Source organism: Gilliamella sp. CG13, from assembly GCF_046635805.1.
GTDB classification, from domain to species: Bacteria; Pseudomonadota; Gammaproteobacteria; order Enterobacterales; family Orbaceae; genus Gilliamella; species Gilliamella apicola_I.
The window spans coordinates 75209-97726 of sequence record NZ_JBIDFM010000001.1 but is presented as its reverse complement, the minus strand read 5'-3'; the positions used below and the strand labels follow the sequence as shown (position 1 = coordinate 97726).

Genomic DNA, 22518 nt, shown 5'->3' with positions numbered 1-22518 from the left:
AGTTAATAAATCTGAATAAAATAATTAGGTATATAATAATGAAAAAAGAAAATATTTTTAAACCCTTCACTTTACCCAATGGCGTTGAATTAAAAAATAGAATAATGATGGCGCCAATGACGACCTGTTCCGGATTTTATGACGGTTCAGTCACGCATGATTTAATCGAGTATTATCGAGACCGAGCAGGTGAAATAGGAACAATCATCGTTGAGTGCGGGTTTGTCGATAATAAAGGATTAGCGTTTCCTGGTGCAATAGGTTTAGATAACGATGATAAAATTGAAGGATTAGCTAAAATTGCGAAAGCAATTAAAGAAAAGGGATCGAAAGCAGTCATTCAAGTTTATCACGGTGGTCGAATGGTTGAGCCAAAACTCATTGGTGGACAATCTCCTGTTGGACCAAGTGCTATCGCAGCCCCTAGAGTAGGCGCAGCAACACCGATCGCATTAACGGCAGACGAAGTCGACGACATGATCGATAAATTTGGTCAAGCGGTACGTCGTGCTATTGAAGCCGGTTTCGATGGTGTTGAAATCCACGGTGCTAACACTTATTTAATCCAACAATTTTATTCTCCAAATTCAAATCAACGAACCGATAAATGGGGTGGAAGCCGTGATAATCGCTTGCAATTCCCTTTAGCAATCTTAGATATCACACATAAAATGGTTAAACAGTTTGCAACGCCAGAATTTATTGTTGGTTATCGTTTTTCTCCGGAAGAACTGGAAGTACCGGGTATTCGTTTTGATGACTCCATGTATCTACTTGAAAAGTTAGCAGACAAAGGTCTGGATTATATCCATTTTTCAATGGGCGCGATTTTAAGACCTTCAATTGTTGATACCCAAGATCCAACCCCGTTAATCAATAAATATGTGGCAATGCGATCTGCGACATTAGCTAAAATTCCGGTAGTAGGTGTAGGTAATGTGGTTAATCAAATTGATGTAGAAACGGCGATTGATAATGGTTACGATTTGGTCGCTGTTGGTCGAGCATGCATCGCTTATCCAGACTGGATTAGCCGTATTGAAAAAGGTGAACAACTGGAGCTGACTATCAGTAGTGACAAACGTGAAGAATTGAATATCCCTGAACCTTTATGGCGTTTTTCATTAGTTGAAGCATTAATTCGTGATGCAAGTCTAAATAATAAGAAATTCAAACCTGGTCAATATCAAGAAAAAGTTAATGATGAATCTTATGAATTTCTTATTAATGTCGAATTAGGCAAAGATTTCATTAAAGATATGCAACTTGTGAATGCCAATGAGTTTGATAACCAAGTTTTAGATAATTTTGCAGAAATTAAACAACGAATTATTAATTCAAACAGTCCACATGTGGATGCAATTTCTGGGGCTACATCACAGTGTGAAGCATTCAAAAAAGCCGTTACTAAGGCCATGACACAATCGAATAAAGAAGCCATTATTGCTGAAGGTGGTGATCCAAATGATAAATCTTACGATATTGTTGTTGTGGGAAGCGGGGGAGCAGGGCTGGCTTCTGCAATACGAGCTCATGATTTAGGGGCTAGCGTTGTTGTCGTTGAAAAAATGCCTGTTATTGGCGGAAATACCAATAAAGCGTCTGCTGGTATGAATGCAGCTGAAACTAAATTCCAAAAACTTAAAGGCATTGTTGACAGTAAGGATCTATTCTATAAAGAAACTTTGGCTGGTGGTAAAAATAAAAATAATCCGGAATTACTTCGTTACTTTGTTGAAAATGCCCCCGATGCGATTGATTGGTTAGATGAAAACGGTATTGAACTAAGTGGTATTACGACAACAGGTGGAATGAGTATCGACCGTACACATCGACCAGCAAGTGGTGCAGCTGTTGGCGGATTTTTGATTAGTGGATTGGTAAAAAATCTTAATAAACGTGGTATTGAAGTCATGTTAGATACCAATGTGACAGAAATCGTTACCGAAAATCATAAAGTTGTTGGCGTTAAAGTCATTGAAGAAGACGGCACAAATTATATCATTAAAGCGAAAGCGGTGGTGATTGCAACGGGCGGATTTAGTGCTAACCGTGAAATGGTTGAAAAATATCGTCCTGACTTAAAAGGTTTTGTGACAACCAACCATAAAGGGGCGACAGGTTCTGGTATCATGATCTTAGAAAAACTTGGGGCTGGCACTGTTGATATGGGCGAAATTCAAATCCATCCAACTGTTGAACAAACTACCTCATATTTGATCTCAGAATCTATACGTGGCGGTGGCGCAATTCTTGTTTCTCAAGAAGGAAAACGTTTTGTTAATGAATTAGATACCCGAGATAAAGTTTCAGCGGATATTATCAAATTACCTGAACACTATTCCTATATTTTATTCGATCAACAAGTTCGTGACGAAAACAAAGCTGTTGAAGAGTATGTTTCTAATGATCTCGTTGTTCAAGCAGATTCAATTACTGAATTAGCTAACAAACTTTCTATTGATGCTAATAATCTGTCAAAAACGATTGAACGTTATAATGAGTTTGTAATTAACAAACAAGATGAGGATTTTGGTCGAACGACGGGAATGCGTCATCCAATTAACACCGCACCATTTTATGCAATTAAAATTGCACCGGGTGTTCACCATACAATGGGAGGTGTAACGATAAACACTGAAACACAAGTATTAGATAATGATAAACATGTGATTAAAGGTGTTTTTGCGGCTGGTGAGGTTGTTGGTGGTGTGCATGGAGCAAATCGCATTGGTGGTAATGCTGTTGCTGATATCATTATTTTTGGTATACAAGCAGGTAAAAAAGCCACAGATTACATTAATAGTTAATTGAACTTTGCTAAAAATGGTAAGTTCTACCTACGACTATTCTCAAACATTGATGGGGATGACGGTAACATTGACGCTATTAGAGCAAAATGAAACCGTCGCAAAACTTGCTTTTGCTACCATTAAATTGCTTGAAGATAAATTGACTGTTAACCGCCCAGTTTCGGAGGTTATGTCAATCAATCTTGCAGCAGGCAAACATCCTGTTGAGGTAAGCTTACCTGTATTTTCACTTATTAAACAGGCTTGGCAACTGAGCGTGAATCCCTCAAGTTGTTTTAATATGGCTATCGGCCCTGTCGTCAAACTTTGGAAAATAGGCTTTAAAGGAGATAGTATTCCTGCCGATCATCATATCAAACAACAACTATTATTAACCGATCCATTTGATATAGAATTAAATGATACAACCCATTCTGTTTTTTTAAAAAAAGCAGGAATGGAGATAGATCTTGGTGCTATCGCAAAAGGTTATATCGCCGATGTCATTAAAAATCTGTTACTTGAACATCATATTCACCATGGCATCATAAATTTAGGTGGAAATGTACTAACGTTAGGAGCCTCCCCAATAGAAAAGTCAGGTTGTTGGTGTATAGGGTTAAGAAAACCCTTTTCTTTATCTGATGAGTTAGTAGGTATAATAAAAGTTAAAAATAAATCAGTCGTTACTTCGGGCATTTATGAACGTTATTTTGTGCAAAATAATCGGCTTTATCATCATGTTTTCAATCCTTTAACTGGCTATCCTCTTGATAATGAAATTGAAAGCGTTACCGTTATTTCAAATACTTCTCTTGAAGGCGATATTTATTCTACGATTTTTTATGGATTAGGCGTAAATGCCAGTGGTGAATATTTAAAAAAACATCCAGATATTTCAGCCATTTTTTTACTAAAAAATAAAACGATGACACTGATCAATCCGAAAAATTTTAATTTTGATCTAATTGATAAACACTATGAAATAAATCTGCATTAAGAACCAATGACAATGAAATTGCTAAACTTTTATTGTTTTAAATGAATTAATTACGTTTTTACATTAAAGAAGGAAATTATTATGAACGCAGTGAAAAAACCACCAGTAAAATGGTTACCGCTCATAATTATTGCTGCTATTTCAGCAATATTATGGCTATTTGTTTCGCCTCCACAAGGAATAAGTACAGAAGGTTGGCGAACAAGCATTATTTTTGTGGCAACGATTGCCTGTATTGTTGCAGAAATTATGCCAATTGGCGCAATTGGCTTATTAGCCATTACGGTTTTTGCTATTTTAAGACCATCTGGTGCAGCTAATGCAACTGAGTCTATCAAGATATCATTAAGTGAATTAAATAGTAGCTTAATTTGGTTGATCGTTGTTGCTTTTATGATTGCGCGAGGATTTATTAAAACTGGTTTAAGCAAACGTATTGCTTATTATTTAGTAAAAATTTTAGGTAAAAACACTTTAGGCTTAGCTTATGGTTTATCTGTAACAGATGTGGCATTGGCGCCTGCCATTCCAAGTACGACAGCTCGTGCTGGTGGTGTGATTTATCCAATCGCTGAAGCGTTATCGATTAACTTTAATTCTAATCCGAAGGATGAATCAAGAAATCGAATTGGCACTTTTTTAATGTTAACCATTAGTCATATCAATGATATTACCTCTGCAATGTTTTTGACTGCATTTACCGGTAATTTATTAGCCGCTAAATTAGTCACAGAAACATTAGGCGTGACATTGGGATGGGGACAGTGGTTTATTGCAGCTATCGTACCTTGTTTGGTTTCTTTTATTGTGATTCCATTAGTCATTTATTTCTTAACCAATCCAGAGCTTAAAAAGACACCTGATGCGCCAAGATTAGCCGTTGAAGAATTGAAAAAAATGGGACCAATTACCGCTAAAGAAATTATTATGGGTGGTACGGTAATTTTATTATTAGGTCTTTGGATTTTCGGTAAAGACTATTTAGGTATTGATGCAACAACGACTGCTTTTATTGGTTTAACGATTTTAATCTTAACTGGTGTACTAAGCTGGGATGATGTGAAAGGTGAAAAAGCGGCATGGGATACCTTAATTTGGTTTGCGGCTTTATTAATGATAGCAGGACAAGTCAATAAGCTAGGTGTTACAAAATGGCTAGGCGATACTATCGGTAGTGCAGTAAAGGGGCATTTAGGTGATAGTAGCTGGGTATTTGTTATCATTATTTTGTGTGTTGCCTATGTTTATTTACACTATTTCTTTGCTAGTGGCAATGCGCATATTGCGGCGCTATTTCCAGTATTCTTATCTGTAGCAGTGGCACTTCATGTTCCACCAATGATTGCGATATTTGCATTAGTTATTTGTACCAACTATTTTGGTTCCATTACCCAATTTGCCAATGCTCGAAATCCGTTGTTATTTGCTGAAGGTTTTGTTCAAGTTAAAACATGGTGGAAAGTAGGATTTATCTGTAGCGTTGTTAACTTAACCATTGTGTTTACCGTTGGTCTTTTGTGGTGGAAAATGTTGGAATTAGGTTAAGAAATAACGTATCTTAAACACTATTCAACAAAAAAACCGTCAGAAATTGGCGGTTTTTTTATCCTCTAATTATGATAATCTCATAACAACATAATCGATAAACTCCAATCATTAATGGCCTGCCAATATTTTTGTTCCTGCTCTAAATCTAATAAAATCAATTTATTACTTTCCACAAAATTAGTGTCAATTTCGAATGTCATTTTGGTCAATTTGTCTTTAACTAATTTTAATCGAAATGCATTCAAATTAATCTCTGTAGAGCGTTGATTATTGATTAGAATGGAGAGCCTGAGTATTTGTAATAATGAAATAATATGTTTAAATTCAAAAAGGCTAAAATAAGGAAATGCTTCAATATTAATTGATTTTCGATGATAACGAACGAGTGTCGATAACAACAGTTGTTGTTCTTCGTTAAATCCCGGCAAATTGCTGTTTTGCAGAATGTAACTTGAATGTTTATGCACAGACGAAAAATTAATTTTTAATCCTACCTCATGTAAAAGTGCTGCCCAATATAAAATGGATTCCACACAAATAGGAATATCGATTTGTGCTTGCTCTTTCCATTGTAAAAAAAAGTATTTTGCTGTTTTGACAACTTGCATAGCATGACGCTGATCGATATTGTAGTGTTTAGATAAAGATTCGGCGGTTGTTTGACGTATGTCTCGATAATTAGGACCACCGATTAATTCATACAAAACCCCTTCACGTAAAGCATTAGAACTATACTGCAACGAACTTAATCCCAATGCATTAAATACACCACAAAATATTGCCAGTCCACTCACAAAAACCTGTTTACGTTCATCAGATAGTGAAGGGTAGGTAATATCATCAAATGTTTCAAAGTCTAATACATAACTAACTAAATCATCTAATCTCTTCGGGGTAATAATACCGTCACTCACACCAAGATCTAATAGAATATGATGAATAGATTTAATGGTTCCTGATGTACCAAAAGCAACCGTAATATTCTGTTTTTTGATAGTACTAATCATGGTTTCAATTTGTTGCTCGGCTGCAAGTTTTGCGCGTTGAAATGACTCTTCATCAATCTTTTGTTGTGGAAAAAAACGTTTATTAAAGGTTACGCAGCCCATTGGACGACTAGCGACAATAATAGGTTTAAGGTCATTGCCTTTGCCAATCGCAATTTCAGTTGATCCTCCGCCAATATCAATAACAAATTTAGTATCAATTGATGAAGTGGGTTCAGCGGTCATAGTACCTAAATAGACTAAACGGGCTTCTTCTTGACCTGAAATAATTTCTATAGGGTAAGGTAATATTTTAGCTGCAGCCTTCAAAAACTTATGCCTGTTTGATGCAACACGAAGTGTGTAAGTTGCAACAATTCTCACATTTTCCGGAGGAAATCCATTTAAACGTTCAGCAAACAGTTCAAGACACTCTATTCCCCGTTTAATACTCGAGTCACTTAATTGATTATTTTCATCTAATCCAGTCGCCAAATGTATATTCTTTTTATTTTTATAAATTATCTGTGTTGCACCATTAATGATTCGTGCAATAATCATATGAAAACTGTTAGAACCGAGATCAATAACCGCATATTCATTAGATTTCTTCACGTTTAGATATCCTTATTGTTTGGCTTCTAATTGTTTTAAATAATCATAAATAGCGTGCTGTGCTCGAATTTTTTTCTTATTACCGCGTTGAACATAATTATTCATGTTTTCTTTATCAATAATTCGTGCTTTGACATTATCATTACATTGGATATTAAAAATATCATGAATAGTTGATTTTAAGATAGGATCAAATATCTTCACACCTACTTCTATGCGGTTATCCAAATTACGGGGCATCCAGTCAGCAGAGGAGATGAAAGTATCTTTTTTACCATCATTTTCAAATATATATACCCGTGCGTGCTCTAAATATTGATCGACGATACTAGTTACATATATATTTTCACTCAGATTGGGAATTTGAGGTTCTAAAACACAGGTTCCTCGAACAATCATTCTAATTTTTACACCTTCGCATGATGCACGGTATAACTGGTCTATCATCTCTTTATCAGTGATCGCATTAAGCTTTAAATAGATGCCTGAAGGTTTTCCTGTTTTGGCATTTTGAATTTCTCTTTCAATAAATTCATGAAAACGCAAACGCGTATTTTGAGGGGAAACAAGCAAATGATTGAACGAAACTGGCTTGAATGGATTTTCAATAAAATTAAACACTTTTATTACTTCGTCTGTAATGGCTGGATCGGCGGTTAATAATGAAAAATCTGTATACACACGAGCAGTTTTTTCGTTGAAATTCCCCGATCCAATATGTGCATATCGAACAATCTTGTTTTCTTCACGACGATCAATTAAAAATAGTTTGGCATGAATTTTGAGTTTGGGTTGTGAATAGATAACTTTGATTCCACTACTGAGTAGTCTTTTTGCCCATTTAATATTTGCTTCCTCATCAAATCGAGCCTGAAGTTCAACCACTACGGTGACTTTTTTACCGTTATTAGCAGCATTAATTGCTGCATGGATAAATCGTGAGTCTTTTGCTACCCGATAGATATTCATGCGGATATGGGTTACAGCCGGATCAAATGAAGCTTGTCGCATAATTTCTAATACATGTCCAAACGAGTAGTAAGGGTAATAAAGAAGTACATCACGATCTTTAATCGTCGCAAACGCATTTCTAAACTTTTTAAAGCGATTATAAGCCAAACTCGGTAATCGTTTATTTAAAAGGTTTTTTCCACCAAGATCAGGAAAGTTAGCCAGATCTTTAAAATTAGGGTAACGTCCACCTGGCATGGCATCTTGTTCAGTTAATCTTAATTTACTGATTAATAACTCAAATAATGCTTTAGGCATATCTTTTTGATAAGTAAAACGAACAGGTTGTGCCGTCAATCGCTGCTTCAATCCTTGAGACATTAATTCTAACAAACTGTCTAATTCTGTATTTAATTCATATTCTGCATCTCGATTGATATTGATTGAATATGCATTCAATTCTGTGGCATCAAAAAAGACTTTGAAGATATCAGATAAACAATAACGAAGGATGTTATCCAAAAAGATAATTGATTTATTTTTGGTTGATACTTCTGACGGCAAAAGTACAAATCGAGGTGCGTTGTCGGTTGGTAACTCAAGCAGGGCATAACTTATCTTTTCATCACAGATAATTTCAACGGCCAAATAAGCATGATCATCTTTTAAAAATTGGATCAGTTCTGTGTGACTATCCAGTAATATTGGGGTAATGTATTGTCTTAAATTCTGTTTATAATAGTTTTTTATCCAATCTTCCTGATAAGATGAAAGTTGTCTCTCATTAATTAAGAAAATTTGATTTCTTGCCATTTCAAGTAATAATTCGTTATACAGTTGATCAAACTGGAGTTCAAGTTGTATGACTTTTTGATTAACTTGCCTTAATAATAACTTTGCGTTAGAAGTAGCGGACTGTCCTTGTTCCTGTTCAATTAATACATATTTTTTCAAATTGGCGTATTGTACTTTATAAAATTCATCGAGATTGCTGGAATAAATGCCTAAAAATCGAACACGCTCAATAAGTGGATTACTTTTGTCTGCTGCTTCTTGTAAAACACGTTGATTAAAAGCAAGCCAACTAAGTTCTTTGGGAAAATACACTTTTTCTTGTAGCATTCTTTATCTCTTAAAATACAATAATGAAATTTAATACAGGATAACTTAACTTAAAAAAAAAGCTAGCATAACGCTAGCTTTTAATTTAAATATATTAAACAATTTTTGCTTTAAAGCAACTTTACCTAAATACGGTGAACTGAAGTGGTATTCGTTGTGCCACTTGGTACTAAAGCACCTGATACCATGACAATAGTATCACCTTGTTGTAAACCACAAATTTTTACAGCTAACTCTTTACCTAAACGGTAAAAATCATCTGTTGAATTAATAGCATCAATTAAAATTGGCTCAACACCTTTTGTTAGGGCTAATTGATTAACCGTTTTTTGACTTGATGATAATGCTAAAATACGCGCTCTAGGGAAATAATGACGGACTTCACGAGCAGATTTACCACTACGAGTTGCAACAACAATTAAAGGCGCACTTAGACGTTCAGCTATTTCTACCGCACCACAACAAACAGCCGCAGTAATACGTAATTTTTCTTCTTTGGCAGTAAGCTCTAAAGAAGCAGGAATGGTAATGTCTGTACGTTTACAGATAGTCGCCATAACATTAACGGTTTCTAATGGGTATTTACCTTTAGCACTTTCGCCTGAAAGCATGACTGCATCAGTTCCGTCAATAATGGCATTTGCCACGTCACCCGCTTCAGCACGAGTAGGGCGTGGGTTTTTAATCATAGAGTCAAGCATTTGAGTTGCAGTAATAACAGGTTTAGAAGCTTTATTACATTTTTGAATCATCATTTTTTGAGCAAAAATAACTTCTTCAACCGCAATTTCCACACCTAAATCACCACGAGCAACCATGATACCGTCAGATGCTTCCAAAATTTCATCAAAATTATCTAATCCTTCTTGGTTTTCAATTTTAGAGATAATTTTAATCTCTTCACCGCCATGAGATTTCAAATGTGCGCGAATATCTTCAACATCTGAGCGTTTACGAATAAATGACGCAGCGATAAAATCAACACCTTGTTCACAACCAAAAATAAGGTCATTTTTATCTTTTTCTGCAAGTGCCGGTAATTTTATTGAAACACCAGGTAAATTAATACCTTTGTTTTCACCTAAATCACCATTATTCAATACGGTACAGATGACTTCGTTGCCTTTTATTTCTTTGACTTCCATCGCAATTAAGCCATCATCAACAAGAACGCGATTACCCACTTTGAGATCTTGAGCAAAACCTTTATATGTTACAGCTACGCGCTCAGCGTTCCCAATGACTGTTTCGTCAGTTGTGAATGTGAATGTTTGACCTGCAACTAGTGAAACGTCATTCCCACCTTCCAATTTAATTGTACGAATTTCAGGACCTTTAGTATCAAGCATAATTGCTGCTTTTAAACCTGTTTCTTGCATGACTTCACGTAGGTTTTTGATACGATTTCCATGTTCTTCATAATCACCATGGGAAAAGTTCAAACGCATTACGTTCATGCCTGCATTTAATAACTTAGCTAGCATTTCTTTTGATTCTGATTTTGGTCCAATAGTACAAACGATTTTTGTCTTTTTCATAATATTATCTACTAGTTGTTAAGGTTGAAGTTTAATTTTAAATAAACTGTTTTTAATTATGTTCACGCAAAAAAAAACCAATGCCCATGCATTGGTATGTAATAAGTTAGCAGTAACCCAAAAAGTTACTTGTATTAACTGCAATCTTTGAAAAATTAAATATTTTCATCAAAAAATATATATCCTTAAAAATCTGTGTTTATTATAGTCTTAACCACACTTTAAATAAAGTTTTTTATCAAAAAAACTAGATTATATTTGACGAAAACAAAAGAAGAATCATCCTAATTAACGAATACAAATGGCAAGATGTTCTTAACGACATTCATTGCTATTACATCAGATCTTTAAGTTGATAAATGAGTTCATTGCTTTCATTTTTCAATGTCAATTGATCTTTGTTCAAGCTGACTTTTGCACCTTCTGTAATCATTTGGGTAATAATGCCATCTAACTTATCTAATTGTTCATCATTACAAAGCATCTTTGTCATACCAACGCCTGCACCTTTGATTGTTTCATTTTCTAAGGTGACTTTTGCGACAAATCGGTTACACATTTTTCCAGTAATATTCATATTTTCGCCAAACTCAAGTTCTGCAGCTTTATCTGAAGAAACATCTTGTCCATTCGCTTTTACCAATACAAAATGGTGATGTAACAAATCTTCAGCTTTAATTTTATTTGATTCTCCACATCCAGTTACTACTAAAGCTCCTACAAATAATGATGTTAATAGTAATGTCTTTTTCATCTTAACTCCTAATGATAGTTTAAATTTGTTATAATAGATTTAATTAAAATTACTTACAAATATTTTACTCTTTATGTTATCTCAACAGCAAATTAAATTTCTAGAATCAATGACTTTCTTAGACAAGCATAAAATATTGAAGCTTGCTAAGAATAATCAAGATCTAGCAAAAATCAATTTAGCGGTAACTCAAGCTGTTTCACATTATCAAGCAAGATTGACGTCTTTACCTGCACAGATTGAATATCCGTCTAATTTACCTGTGGCTGAAAAAAAATCAGAAATTTACCATGCGATTCAGCAGCACCAAGTGGTAATTATTGCAGGTGAAACTGGTTCCGGTAAAACAACACAAATTCCTAAAATCTGTTTAGAATTAGGTTTAGGTGTAAAAGGATATATTGGACATACCCAACCAAGGCGGCTTGCAGCCCGTTCTGTCGCTAATCGCATAGCGGAAGAGTTAAATACCGAAATAGGGCAGTTAGTCGGTTATAAAGTCAGATTTTCTGATCAGGTTAGTGATACCACATTGATAAAATTAATGACTGATGGCATTTTGCTGGCTGAAATTCAAAAAGATAAACTTTTATTGCAATACGATACTATCATTATCGATGAAGCTCATGAACGTAGTCTTAATATTGATTTTATTTTGGGATATCTGAAACAATTGTTACCTAAACGCCCTGATTTGAAAGTAATCATAACGTCTGCAACCATTGATGTTGAGCGATTTTCTAACCATTTTAATCATGCGTCTATTATAGAAGTATCTGGAAGAACCTATCCTGTCGAGGTACGATATCGTCCGCCAATATATGATAACGAAGATGATAAAGAGATTAACAAAAATAGTGATTTTCAACCTATCATTGATGCAATTGATGAGTTATCAAAAGAGAGTTCAGATGATATTTTAATATTTTTAACTGGTGAGCGAGAAATACGTGATTTAGCCGATACACTAAACAAGCTTGAATTACGTCATACCGATATATTACCGTTATACGCTAGGTTATCTGCTTCCGAGCAAAACCGTATTTTTCAACCACATTCTAAACGACGCATTGTGCTTGCTACCAATGTAGCGGAAACTTCATTAACCGTACCCGGAATTAAATATGTCATCGATCCTGGACAGGCAAGAATAAGTCGCTACAGTTATCGAACTAAAGTTCAACGTTTACCGATTGAACCCATATCGCAGGCTTCAGCTAATCAACGAAAAGGTCGATGTGGACGTACTTCAGATGGTATTTGTATTCGTCTTTATGATGAACAAGATTTTTTATCTCGCCCTGAATTTACCGACCCTGAAATCTTACGTACAAATCTTGCTTCTGTCATATTACAAATGACATCGTTAGGTTTGGGTGATATAGCTGCTTTTCCTTTTGTCGAGGCTCCCGATTCAAAATATATTCGTGATGGAATTCGTTTATTAGAAGAACTTGGTGCCATATTCACTAAGCATCATCAATATCATTTAACTCAAATAGGCAAAATTTTGGCACAATTACCGATTGATCCTAGATTAGCCAGAATGTTAGTTGAAGCAAGACGATTAGGTTGCACCAAAGAAGTTATGATAGTAACCGCAGCGTTGTCAATTCAAGACCCAAGAGAACGCCCTTTTGATAAACAACAGGCCTCAGATGAGAAGCACAAACGTTTTGCAGATAAAGATTCAGATTTTATTTCTCTTATTAATTTATGGAATTATATTCAAGAGCAACAAACCCTGTTATCGGGTAATCAGTTTAGAAAGTTATGCCCGAAAGAGTATTTGAATTATCTCCGCATTCGTGAATGGCAAGACGTCTATACTCAAATTCGTCAGACCATTAAACAATTATCTTTTCCAATCAATAGTCAACCCGCAGATTATCGATCATTACATGTGGCTTTATTAAGTGGTCTACTTTCACATATTGGTTTAAAAGAGATTGAAAGAAACGAATACCTTGGTGCTCGAAATATCAAGTTTGCCATTTTTCCAAATTCAGTGTTATTTAAAACTCAACCTAAATGGTGCGTTGCCAGTGAGCTTGTTGAAACCAGCCGACTATGGGGGAGAACAGTAGCTAAAATTGATGCAGAATGGATTGAACCCATAGCTAAACATTTAGTGAAATACAGCTATAGTGAACCTAGGTGGTCAAAAAAACAGGGCACTACAATTGCAAATGAAAAAGTGACATTATTTGGATTGCCTATAGTCCAAAATCGAATTGTAAATTACAGCCAGATAGATCCTGTGTTATCCCGTCACTTTTTTATAAGACATGCTTTGGTAGAAGGGGATTGGATTACTAATCATAAATTTTATAAACTAAACCAAAAGTTGATTAATGAAGTCGAAGATCTTGAACACAAATCCCGTCGTCAAGACATTTTAATCGATGATGATCAGTTATTTGATTTCTATGATCAGCGTATTGATAAATCAATTGTTTCAGTTAAACATTTTGACAATTGGTGGAAGCAAAAGCAAAAAACTTCACCTGATTTTCTCAATTTTGAAAAACAGATGTTAATTAACCAATCAGCACAATTGATTGATTTAACTCAGTTCCCTGATTATTGGTATCAAGATCAATTCAAACTGCCTCTTAATTATGAGTTTGATTTAGGTAATAACCGTGACGGTGTCACTGTTAGAATTCCTATTGATATATTGAATCAAATCAAAAATGATGGATTTGACTGGCAAGTACCCGGTTTTAGAAAAGAATTGATAGTATCCCTTATTAAATCATTACCTAAGTCTTTACGGCGCAGTTTGGTTCCTGCACCTAATTATGCTGAAGCATTCTTAAGTAGAGTAACATCGATCAAACATCCGTTACTTGAAACATTAGAGCATGAATTTCGAAAAATGACGGGGGTTCAAATTACTCATGAGGATTGGCAGTGGGATCAAGTTCCAAATTATTTAAGAATTACCTTTAGCATTATAGATAATCAAGGTAATGAAATTGCTCATGGCAAAGATCTTAATCTTTTAAAAGAGCAATTAAAAGCTAAAATACAATCAGCATTATCCTCATTGACTACTAAAAAATCAGCAAATCCAATTGAGTTAAATAACCTAACCGATTGGACATTTGGTACCCTACCGGCTATTTATGAAGAAAAACAAAAAAATTACACAGTCAAAGCATATCCAGCCATTGTAGATGATCATAAATCAGTCAGTATTAAGTTAGTCGATAATCAAATCGAGCAACAGCGATTAACTAAACTTGGTTTAAGACGTCTTCTCATGATAAATATTCCTTCACCAATCAAATATTTACATGAAAAGTTACCGAATAAATCTAAATTAGGTCTCTATTTTAACTCATTTGGTACTGTACTCGATCTTATTGATGATTGTATAGCCTGTGGCATTGACTATTTGATTGGAAAGAATAATAAACTTATTCAAACTGCTGAGCAGTATCAACAATTACTTGAATATACAAAAGCGAATATTAACCAAGTTGTGGTTGATATAGCCAAACAAGTAGAAGCCATCTTAACACTTCATTTTAATATTAATAAAAGGTTGAAAGGGCGTGTCGATTTATCTTTAGCTTTTGCCTTATCTGATATTAAAAATCAGCTTAATCATTTAGTTTATAAGGGGTTTGTTGCACAATCAGGTTACCACAGATTGAATGATATCTATCGATATTTATCCGCAATTGAAAAACGAATTGAAAAATTAATGCTTAATACGGCAAAAGATAGACAATCAATGAATATTATTGAGGAAATTCAGAATTATTATCATCACTTTTTAAGTAGCCTTTCAAAAAATCAGAAATTAGATAATCGTGTTCTTGAAATACGCTGGATGATAGAAGAGTTAAGAGTTAACTTATTTGCACAGCAGATGGGCACTCCTTATCCAATATCAGCTAAAAGAATTAAACAACAGATTGAGTTGATAAAATCAGAATTATAATAAATTAGCCTATTAGAGAAGGGCGCTAATGCGCCCAAATTAAAGATTAACGATATAAGTCAACAAACACGGTAATATTAGGGCCATTTGTATCTTGTGCAATTCTAGCAATATGATAATACTTGGCACCAGCTTCTATCGCTCTTTTACCTGCTTGATATGAAATTTCCTGATCTGTGACATAATAGCCACGGAATTTTATTGTATTGAAAGGAACCATTTTAGCTGCTGTTCCATCATTTAATTCTTGAATTTTACGACCATCCGAAAGAGTGACAGTGTAACGATTCACACGCTGTGGTTCGCTTATGACTTCAGGTTTTTCTGAAGTAGAAGTATTAGTTTGTGCTGTTGTAATAGTCGTTGCAGTCGAATTAGTAGAAGAAGCTGTATCGATAACTTTGACTTTGTTATTAAATTTATCAGCATAAAACTTTTCATTAAATGCAGATGGTGAATAATACCCCGGTCTTTCAACCTGCATTGCGGCTTCGCCACCTTGGGCTAAAGCTAATTGTCCTGCTTCGGAATCATAAGGGATTGCATTTTCAGGTTGAAGTTTACGTTCTGGTGCATCTTTCTTAAACAAATAGGCAACAACCTGCAAATTACTTCCTAATTCTGAACGATTATCAATATAGTAAGCATAAGCACCTTTGTTTAAAGCTTCTTTTGCAATTGATTGATTAATATCATATTCACTTGGGAAATAACCACGAATACGAACAATATCATAAGGTTCTAGGCGAATAGCTTTAGATTTAGGGTATTCGTAGACTCCACCAAATTGGCGAAAGTTGTCAGTTTTCTCTTCGGCTTTAGGTGCATTAGCTTTGTACAATTTAGCATAAACAATACGCAAAGTATCATTAGAAGGGCTGATATTTGTCGTTGTAATATAGAAAGACGCAGCACCTTCTTTGTCTGCAGCTTTAGACATAGCCAACACATAATCGCTATCAGTATAAAATGCACCTCGAACAGAAATTTGTTTGAAAGACTGCAAGTTGCTTGCTTGTTCTTCAGTTAACTGCTGAGCCGCATAAGAATACATAGGAACAAATGTAACCATAGCAGCAATAAGTGTTTTCTTTAAACTCGTCATATTCTATAAACCTTACAATTTTTAAATCGTATATTAAATATTTGTTATTTTAACATAAAAAAATCAGTTACCTAAACTTATTAGCGCATTTAAATTTTTAATGAAAATATATCTGCCTTTAACGTGTAAAATATCTTGTTCTTGTAGTTTCGACAAAATTCGGCTTACGGTTTCAATCGTTAAACCTAAATAATTTGCTATATCACTACGGCTCATAGATAACTTTATGTTTAGTGATGTGTGACCACGATTTTCATATCTTCTATAAAGAGAATATATAAAATAGGCTAGGCGTTCATCAGCCTTTTTCTGAGAATAACATAAAATTAATTTTTGATAGTTATAAATGTCATTACTTAATAACCTAAATATCATGCTTCTGACACAAGCATTTGATTCAACTAAAGACATTAGTTCTTCATAACGCAATTCACAAGCTAAAGTATTAGTAAGCGCTTTTATGTTGTTATTATATATTTTAGTTGATATAGAATCCAGTCCAACAATATCACCAGGTAGATAAAAGCCATTAATCTGTTCTTTATTGTCTGATGTTGTCACATAGGTTTTTACAGCACCAGAATGAATAATAAAAAACCGAGTAAAATCAGTGCTCTTGGATACTATGAGTTCATCTTTAGCATAAGTCTTTTTACGTTCCAAAACATTATTTAAAGTATTATTTAATAACATTGGTAGACATAAAGAGCCTATACTGCATAATTCGCAAGGAACTGAATAACTTTTTGATCGTATATTCTTATTGGTAGTTTGCATAATAAATTAATCATTAATCCAAGTTCAGTTCTAGCCAAGAGTAACATATTTTTATGATAAAACAACAATTGGCCAATTCATATAGTTTAAATTATTAATCAACAAAACGTTCATTTAGTTTAAATTAACAGAAGGCAAGCATTAAAATAAGCATAATAATGAAAAGTATTAATAGGTGTTGGCAATTATATACTAAAGATAATCGATTTTATATTATGATATTGACTATCACTCTAAAAGGTTAAATTACGGTTTGATCTGATAGTTAAAGAACTTTTAATCAATTTTGAATTGAAAGTAGGGTTTAGCAAAACGGAGATATAACTGAAAATCATTTTAAGTTCGTAATAATGATTGTATTTAACATAATATACATTATCCAAATCTTATCCAATTGATTAAAAACAATAAAATCTAATTTTTTTTCATTCATATGGCTACTTAATGTTCATGAAGAATAGGGCGTTATATAAGATTTATAAGTAGAAAATTAAATCTAGTTCAATGATTTATAATTACGAATTTAAGTTAATTTTTTTAAAATTCACTTATTAATAATAATTATTAATTTATTATAGAATACCCAACTGGCTAAATACAATCCGTTAAATCATAAAAAATAAGCCTTTATGTTTACCATCAAAAAAGACAAGTACAATAAATATCATGATAACAGCCAAAATAATTCTAAATTTTCTTTTTTTAAAAAGTTTTTCAATCTTGTTATTTAGATAAGTTCTATCAACATAACTCATACATAATATCAAAATAACCAATAAAACAGCTATTGGAACAGCTAAAACCATATCATTATTAATTGTCATATTTTTGTTTAACTCATTATCTATATCTAACTATAAATGCAATTACCCGGAATTCTTTTTCTTAAAAATAATTGAAACGGTTATCGTAAAATCACTGTCAAAATTACCAAACCTTAAAACGATTTAATCAAAATCCTAATCCTAATCATAATCCTAAATAATAATGTAACATTTATTATCTAGAACGCATAACAAAATTTATACAGATATGTTTTCACATTATTGGGGATTATCAAACTATGAACGATTAAATGAATTACATGATGAATTTTTAAATTTAGATAAAAAACTGGCGGTTAATGCGATGGATTTTGAAACTATCAGCGAACAATTAATAAGGTGTGGCGTAGTAGAAACCACACGTTCAGCAAATACTACTGCAATGTATGCGATTCAATGGGCGCATGGACAAACATTTGATTTTAACAAATCACAGGTTCAAATACACAGAGCACGTTTGAGAAAAATCGGCATCGACATTGCACAGCGTTGCAATCTGGCAAAATTCAGCCCAATTTCAGTTCGAGAAATTCGACAGGTGACGGTATCTGATTGTCCAATTCCTGATTGGTACAAAATGCCACAGATATTTAAATTAGCGTCGTAAATTGGTTAGCTGAATGATGAAAATTCACGTACGTTTATCGTGGTGCGGATAATGTATATTATGTTAAATAATATTTATTGTTTAGGAATCCATAAATTCTGTTATTTTATCTGATGATAATACTATTTATTGCCTTACTGAGTTATAACCTATTCCTAATTAACATCAACATTCATACTTTAGCATTTAATATTTTTTGCCAAAATTTCTAAAGTTGAATGTTTATTTGTCACCAAAAATTATTTGAAATAAATGTATTGAAATTTGAATGAACAAAACCAAAGCATTTTATTTAGATATGAAAATAATTTCGCTTCCTGACAATGGCATTTTTAAAACATGATTTTTAATTTTACCCCAAACTTGCATTTCACACGCTTTACAGTTAAATTTCAAAATGAGCTCTTCATTATTATTTTGTATTAATTTCATTGGTGTGACTTTTGTTTTGACACCTTGAATACCTTTAGCTTGTTTTGGACATAAATTGAACGCAAATCGCAAACAGTGTTTTGTTATCATCAAAGGAACATCATCTTTAATTTCATGAGCTTCATATGCGCTTTCTATTAATTGAACACCATGTTGTTTATAAAACTCACGGGCTTTATGATTATAGACATTAGCTAAATAAGTTAATTGATTATCGGGATAAATTGGTTTTGGATTAGTTTCAGGCTTACGCTTATTGGTTTGGTAGCTTGCTAACCTTGCTGAAGTTAATTTTTCAATAATGTCTCGTCTTAATTGATTAAGTTGACTGCTGGGAATAAAATAAATTATCGATAAATCGATAATAAGCTCAGACAAATAATAAATAGTTTGCCCAAGTTTAGATAGATTATCTTGAATATTTTTTAACGCTTTATCAGTTTGATTCGCCAAATCAAATTGACCAATCAGATCTAATTCGACACAAATACCCTCCTCACTTTTGGCTTTCAACTGAATTCCATTATCGATATTAGACAACACAAACGAAACACCAATACGACGATCGCTTGAATCTTTGAGTAAGTTTTGTTGCCATAAATGATCTAAATTACGATTAACAATAAAAGGCAATTTGATGGTATTAAGCGATTTAGGAATTTCATTAGGATAAACCCGATATTGATTAGCACCTAATTTATCGACTTTATCTGCTCGAAATCCAAACACTTCTCGTTTAATGAGGACATTTAGACCATCACCATTAGTTAACATTTTTTCAGATTTAATATCAATATACTGAGCGGTTACATTAGTTATTTCACCAATTTGTAATCCAATAAATTTTGGCGACTCAAAAGCACCAATGTCAGGTTTTCGACCAGTAACAAAATAGTCTGTATTACCACGGTTAAATGTTCGTTTGGGATCTGGTGTAAAAAAGTATTCTGTTTTGCCACTAGAAGCAGCCGTTAAATTCGATGAATTTGAAAGGATGTTATCCAATTTTTGTCGATAATGTGCAGTAATATTTTTTACATAAGTTAAATCTTTATAACGCCCTTCTATCTTAAACGATCTTACACCAGCTTGGATTAGCGATTCTAAATTATCTGATTGATAATTGTCTTTCATCGATAACAAATGCTTTTCGTAAGCAACAACACGTCCTTGATCATCTTTTAAAGTAAAAGGCAATCGGCAAGCCTGTGAGCAATCTCCACGATTAGCACTACGTCCAGTTTGCGCATGTGAAATATAGCATTGCCCGGAAAAAGCGACACATAACGCCCCATGAATAAAAAACTCTATTTTTGCATCTATTTGCTTAAAAATAGTCGTAATTTCATTTAAGTTTAATTCACGTGCTAATACAATTTGCGAAAAACCAACATCGGATAAAAACTTTGCTTTTTCTGGCGTTCGAATATCCATTTGCGTACTGGCATGTAAGTCGATTGGTGGAATATCTAAATTTAAAATACCCATATCTTGCACGATTAACGCATCAACGCCTGCATGATAGAATTGCCAAATTAATTGTCTTGCAGATTCTAATTCATTATCATGAAGAATCGTATTTAACGTAACAAAAACTTTAGCGTAATAACGATGTGCAAATTCAACTAATTTTGCAATATCACTAACCGAATTTCCTGCATTATGACGAGCGCCAAAACTAGGCCCGCCTATATATACAGCATCTGCACCATGTAAAATTGCCTTCATCGCAATTTCAATATTTTTTGCAGGACTTAGTAATTCTAATTGGTTTTTATTCTGATATTGATCCATCTGTGACATCGTTTATTCTCAAAAATACTTCAAATTTTAGTGTTTTAATTTATTGACAAGCGTTATAGTGAATTCACTAAGACTTGTCAATAATAACAGGGTAATACTTTTATTTAATAAAATGTTAATTTGTGATTTCTATTTAAGATAACGTCGTGCTTTTAAAGCCGCTATACGTTTGTCTAATGGCGGATGAGACATAAATAGTTCTGAAATTTTGGTTTTTTTCGCACCATTTATACAAAATGCCATTATCGATGAATCTTCTTTAGGTTCGTAACTTGTTTTCAACTTTTCTAACGCTGCAATCATTTTATTTGCACCTACCAATTTTGCCGAACCAGCATCAGCATGAAATTCACGGTGACGTGAAAACCACATAGTAATAATACTTGCCAAAATACCAAAAACGGTTTCAAAGACCATAACAATTAGATAATAAATCATTTGGAATGATCCTCGATTACGTTCATCCATGGCTTGACTTGCCAATGAAGCTAATAGTCTGGATATAAAAATAACAAATGTATTAATTACACCCTGTAATAAAGTCATTGTAACCATATCTCCATTAGCGATGTGACTCATTTCATGTGCAATGACAGCTTCTGCTTCATCCTGTGACATCGTACTTAATAAACCTGAGCTAACGGCAACCAATGAACTATTTTTACTTGCTCCTGTAGCAAATGCATTCATATCATTAGCTTCATAAATTGCCACATCTGGCATTTTTAAACCAAGCTGTTCTGCCTGATGATGAACAATATTTAATAACCATTGTTCTTGAGCATTGGCCGCACGTTTAATCAGTTTTCCTTTAACCGATTTTAATGCTATTGTTTTAGAGAATAAAAGAGATATATATGAACCACCAAAGCCAAATATACCTGCAAAAATCAATAATCCTAAAGTACTGTGAGCATCTACCCCCAATATACTTAGGATAATACCAAAGACAAACATTACTGCTAAGTTAGTCAGTATAAATAGCCCTACTCGCATCATAAATCTACTCCATATTGTTTTTAGCTTTTAATAAAAAAGCCTAGAAAATTGCCTATTATATTAATTCAACAAAAATACTTCTTTCTATTAGATAGGATGGCTATATGTTGTTATATAGAATGATCAGTTAGTTTTGTTTTTGAAAAGATTAAAGCATTGCAGATAGTTTGGAGGAGACCCTATCAGCCACATCCCACACACATATTTTTTACTTTGGCTGCTTCCTTCCGGACCTGACCTGATGAGCAAAGAAATGTTGCAAGAGGACCCATAGAGCCTCCATTGAGGAGGTCGTATTATGCTTGAATCAATTAATTAATACAAACATTTTTTTAATAAAAAAAATTGAACGACCTTTCTTTAATCAATCAAAAAAAGGTCGTTTAATTATCACACGAATACTTACCTAACTTTTAAAGCGTTAGGTTTTTTTCTACGCGATCTCTAAATTTAATTCCTGGTCTAAAGGTAACAACCCGACGAGCAGAGATATCTACACTTTCACCCGTTTTTGGATTTCGACCCGGTCGTGAATTTTTATCACGAATAGTGAAATTACCAAACCCAGATAATTTAACAGGTTCCCCTTTTTCTAAAGCCACTCGTATCTCTTCAAAAAAAAGTTCAACAAGGACTTTAGCTTCTTGACGATCAATATTAAATTTATCGGCAAGACGATCTGCAATATCAGCTTTAGTTAATGTCATAAT

At 33.6% G+C, this 22518-nt stretch carries 14 protein-coding genes and 1 other RNA gene; 5 read left to right on the top strand and 10 right to left on the bottom strand.

From position 1 onward, the window contains the following. The first annotated feature begins 38 nt into the window (after positions 1-38). The 3 genes from ACGH6R_RS00460 (at position 39) to ACGH6R_RS00450 (ending at position 5337) form a co-directional block, all read left to right on the top strand. Entirely contained in the window at positions 39-2810 is a 2772-nt protein-coding gene (locus ACGH6R_RS00460) for a flavocytochrome c (RefSeq protein WP_411598584.1), read from the top strand. Positions 2811-2826: 16 nt separating this feature from the next. After that, a complete protein-coding gene (locus tag ACGH6R_RS00455) occupies positions 2827-3792 on the top strand; it encodes an FAD:protein FMN transferase (protein WP_411598583.1) in 966 nt (321 codons plus the stop codon). An 81-nt stretch (positions 3793-3873) separates the two neighbouring features. After that, positions 3874-5337: a DASS family sodium-coupled anion symporter gene (locus ACGH6R_RS00450; protein WP_411598582.1), complete on the top strand. Its 1464-nt coding sequence runs from the start codon at positions 3874-3876 to the stop codon at positions 5335-5337. Between the two features lie 80 nt (positions 5338-5417). On the opposite strand, the gene ACGH6R_RS00445 is transcribed toward ACGH6R_RS00450, so the two are convergent. From ACGH6R_RS00445 to ACGH6R_RS00430, 4 genes are all read right to left on the bottom strand, one after another. Next, positions 5418-6887 carry an exopolyphosphatase gene (locus ACGH6R_RS00445; RefSeq protein ID WP_411598954.1) on the bottom strand — a complete coding sequence of 490 codons (1470 nt, stop codon included), beginning with the start codon at positions 6885-6887 and terminating at the stop codon, positions 5418-5420. 66 nt (positions 6888-6953) lie between these two features. After that, on the bottom strand, positions 6954-9014 hold the full coding sequence (gene ppk1, locus ACGH6R_RS00440) for a polyphosphate kinase 1 (RefSeq protein ID WP_411598581.1): 2061 nt from the start codon (positions 9012-9014) through the stop codon (positions 6954-6956). A gap of 125 nt (positions 9015-9139) precedes the next feature. Next, on the bottom strand, positions 9140-10552 hold the full coding sequence (gene pykF, locus ACGH6R_RS00435) for a pyruvate kinase PykF (protein ID WP_267350949.1): 1413 nt from the start codon (positions 10550-10552) through the stop codon (positions 9140-9142). Between the two features lie 334 nt (positions 10553-10886). Beyond that, positions 10887-11306, bottom strand: coding sequence for an META domain-containing protein (locus tag ACGH6R_RS00430; protein WP_267359761.1), 420 nt, complete (start codon positions 11304-11306; stop codon positions 10887-10889). 73 nt (positions 11307-11379) lie between these two features. Between ACGH6R_RS00430 and hrpA the strand changes: the two genes are divergently transcribed. Further along, on the top strand, positions 11380-15261 hold the full coding sequence (gene hrpA / locus ACGH6R_RS00425; protein WP_411598580.1) for an ATP-dependent RNA helicase HrpA: 3882 nt from the start codon (positions 11380-11382) through the stop codon (positions 15259-15261). Between the two features lie 46 nt (positions 15262-15307). Here hrpA and ACGH6R_RS00420 read toward each other — a convergent pair whose 3' ends face one another. Next, the gene (locus tag ACGH6R_RS00420) at positions 15308-16366 is read right to left on the bottom strand and encodes a YdgH/BhsA/McbA-like domain containing protein (protein WP_267350954.1); all 1059 of its coding nucleotides are present in this window, start codon (positions 16364-16366) and stop codon (positions 15308-15310) included. 63 nt (positions 16367-16429) lie between these two features. Next, positions 16430-17143 (bottom strand): helix-turn-helix domain-containing protein, encoded by a 714-nt coding sequence (locus tag ACGH6R_RS00415; protein WP_065557746.1) that lies wholly within the window; start codon positions 17141-17143, stop codon positions 16430-16432. A gap of 1032 nt (positions 17144-18175) precedes the next feature. On the opposite strand from ACGH6R_RS00415, the gene ACGH6R_RS00410 reads away from it, so the two are divergent. Further along, the gene (locus tag ACGH6R_RS00410) at positions 18176-18574 is read left to right on the top strand and encodes a phage/plasmid replication protein (RefSeq protein ID WP_267359769.1); all 399 of its coding nucleotides are present in this window, start codon (positions 18176-18178) and stop codon (positions 18572-18574) included. Positions 18575-18862: 288 nt separating this feature from the next. On the opposite strand, the gene ACGH6R_RS00405 is transcribed toward ACGH6R_RS00410, so the two are convergent. From ACGH6R_RS00405 to ACGH6R_RS00390, 4 genes are all read right to left on the bottom strand, one after another. After that, entirely contained in the window at positions 18863-20800 is a 1938-nt protein-coding gene (locus tag ACGH6R_RS00405) for a peptidase U32 family protein (protein WP_411598953.1), read from the bottom strand. Positions 20801-20938: 138 nt separating this feature from the next. Continuing rightward, positions 20939-21808 (bottom strand): protease HtpX, encoded by an 870-nt coding sequence (htpX, locus tag ACGH6R_RS00400; RefSeq protein WP_411598579.1) that lies wholly within the window; start codon positions 21806-21808, stop codon positions 20939-20941. Positions 21809-21985: 177 nt separating this feature from the next. Then, positions 21986-22081: signal recognition particle sRNA small type (ffs, locus tag ACGH6R_RS00395), an RNA gene on the bottom strand. Between the two features lie 140 nt (positions 22082-22221). Then, positions 22222-22515, bottom strand: a complete 294-nt coding sequence (locus tag ACGH6R_RS00390) for an integration host factor subunit alpha (protein ID WP_065557741.1) — start codon at positions 22513-22515, stop codon at positions 22222-22224. Positions 22516-22518 lie beyond the last annotated feature (3 nt).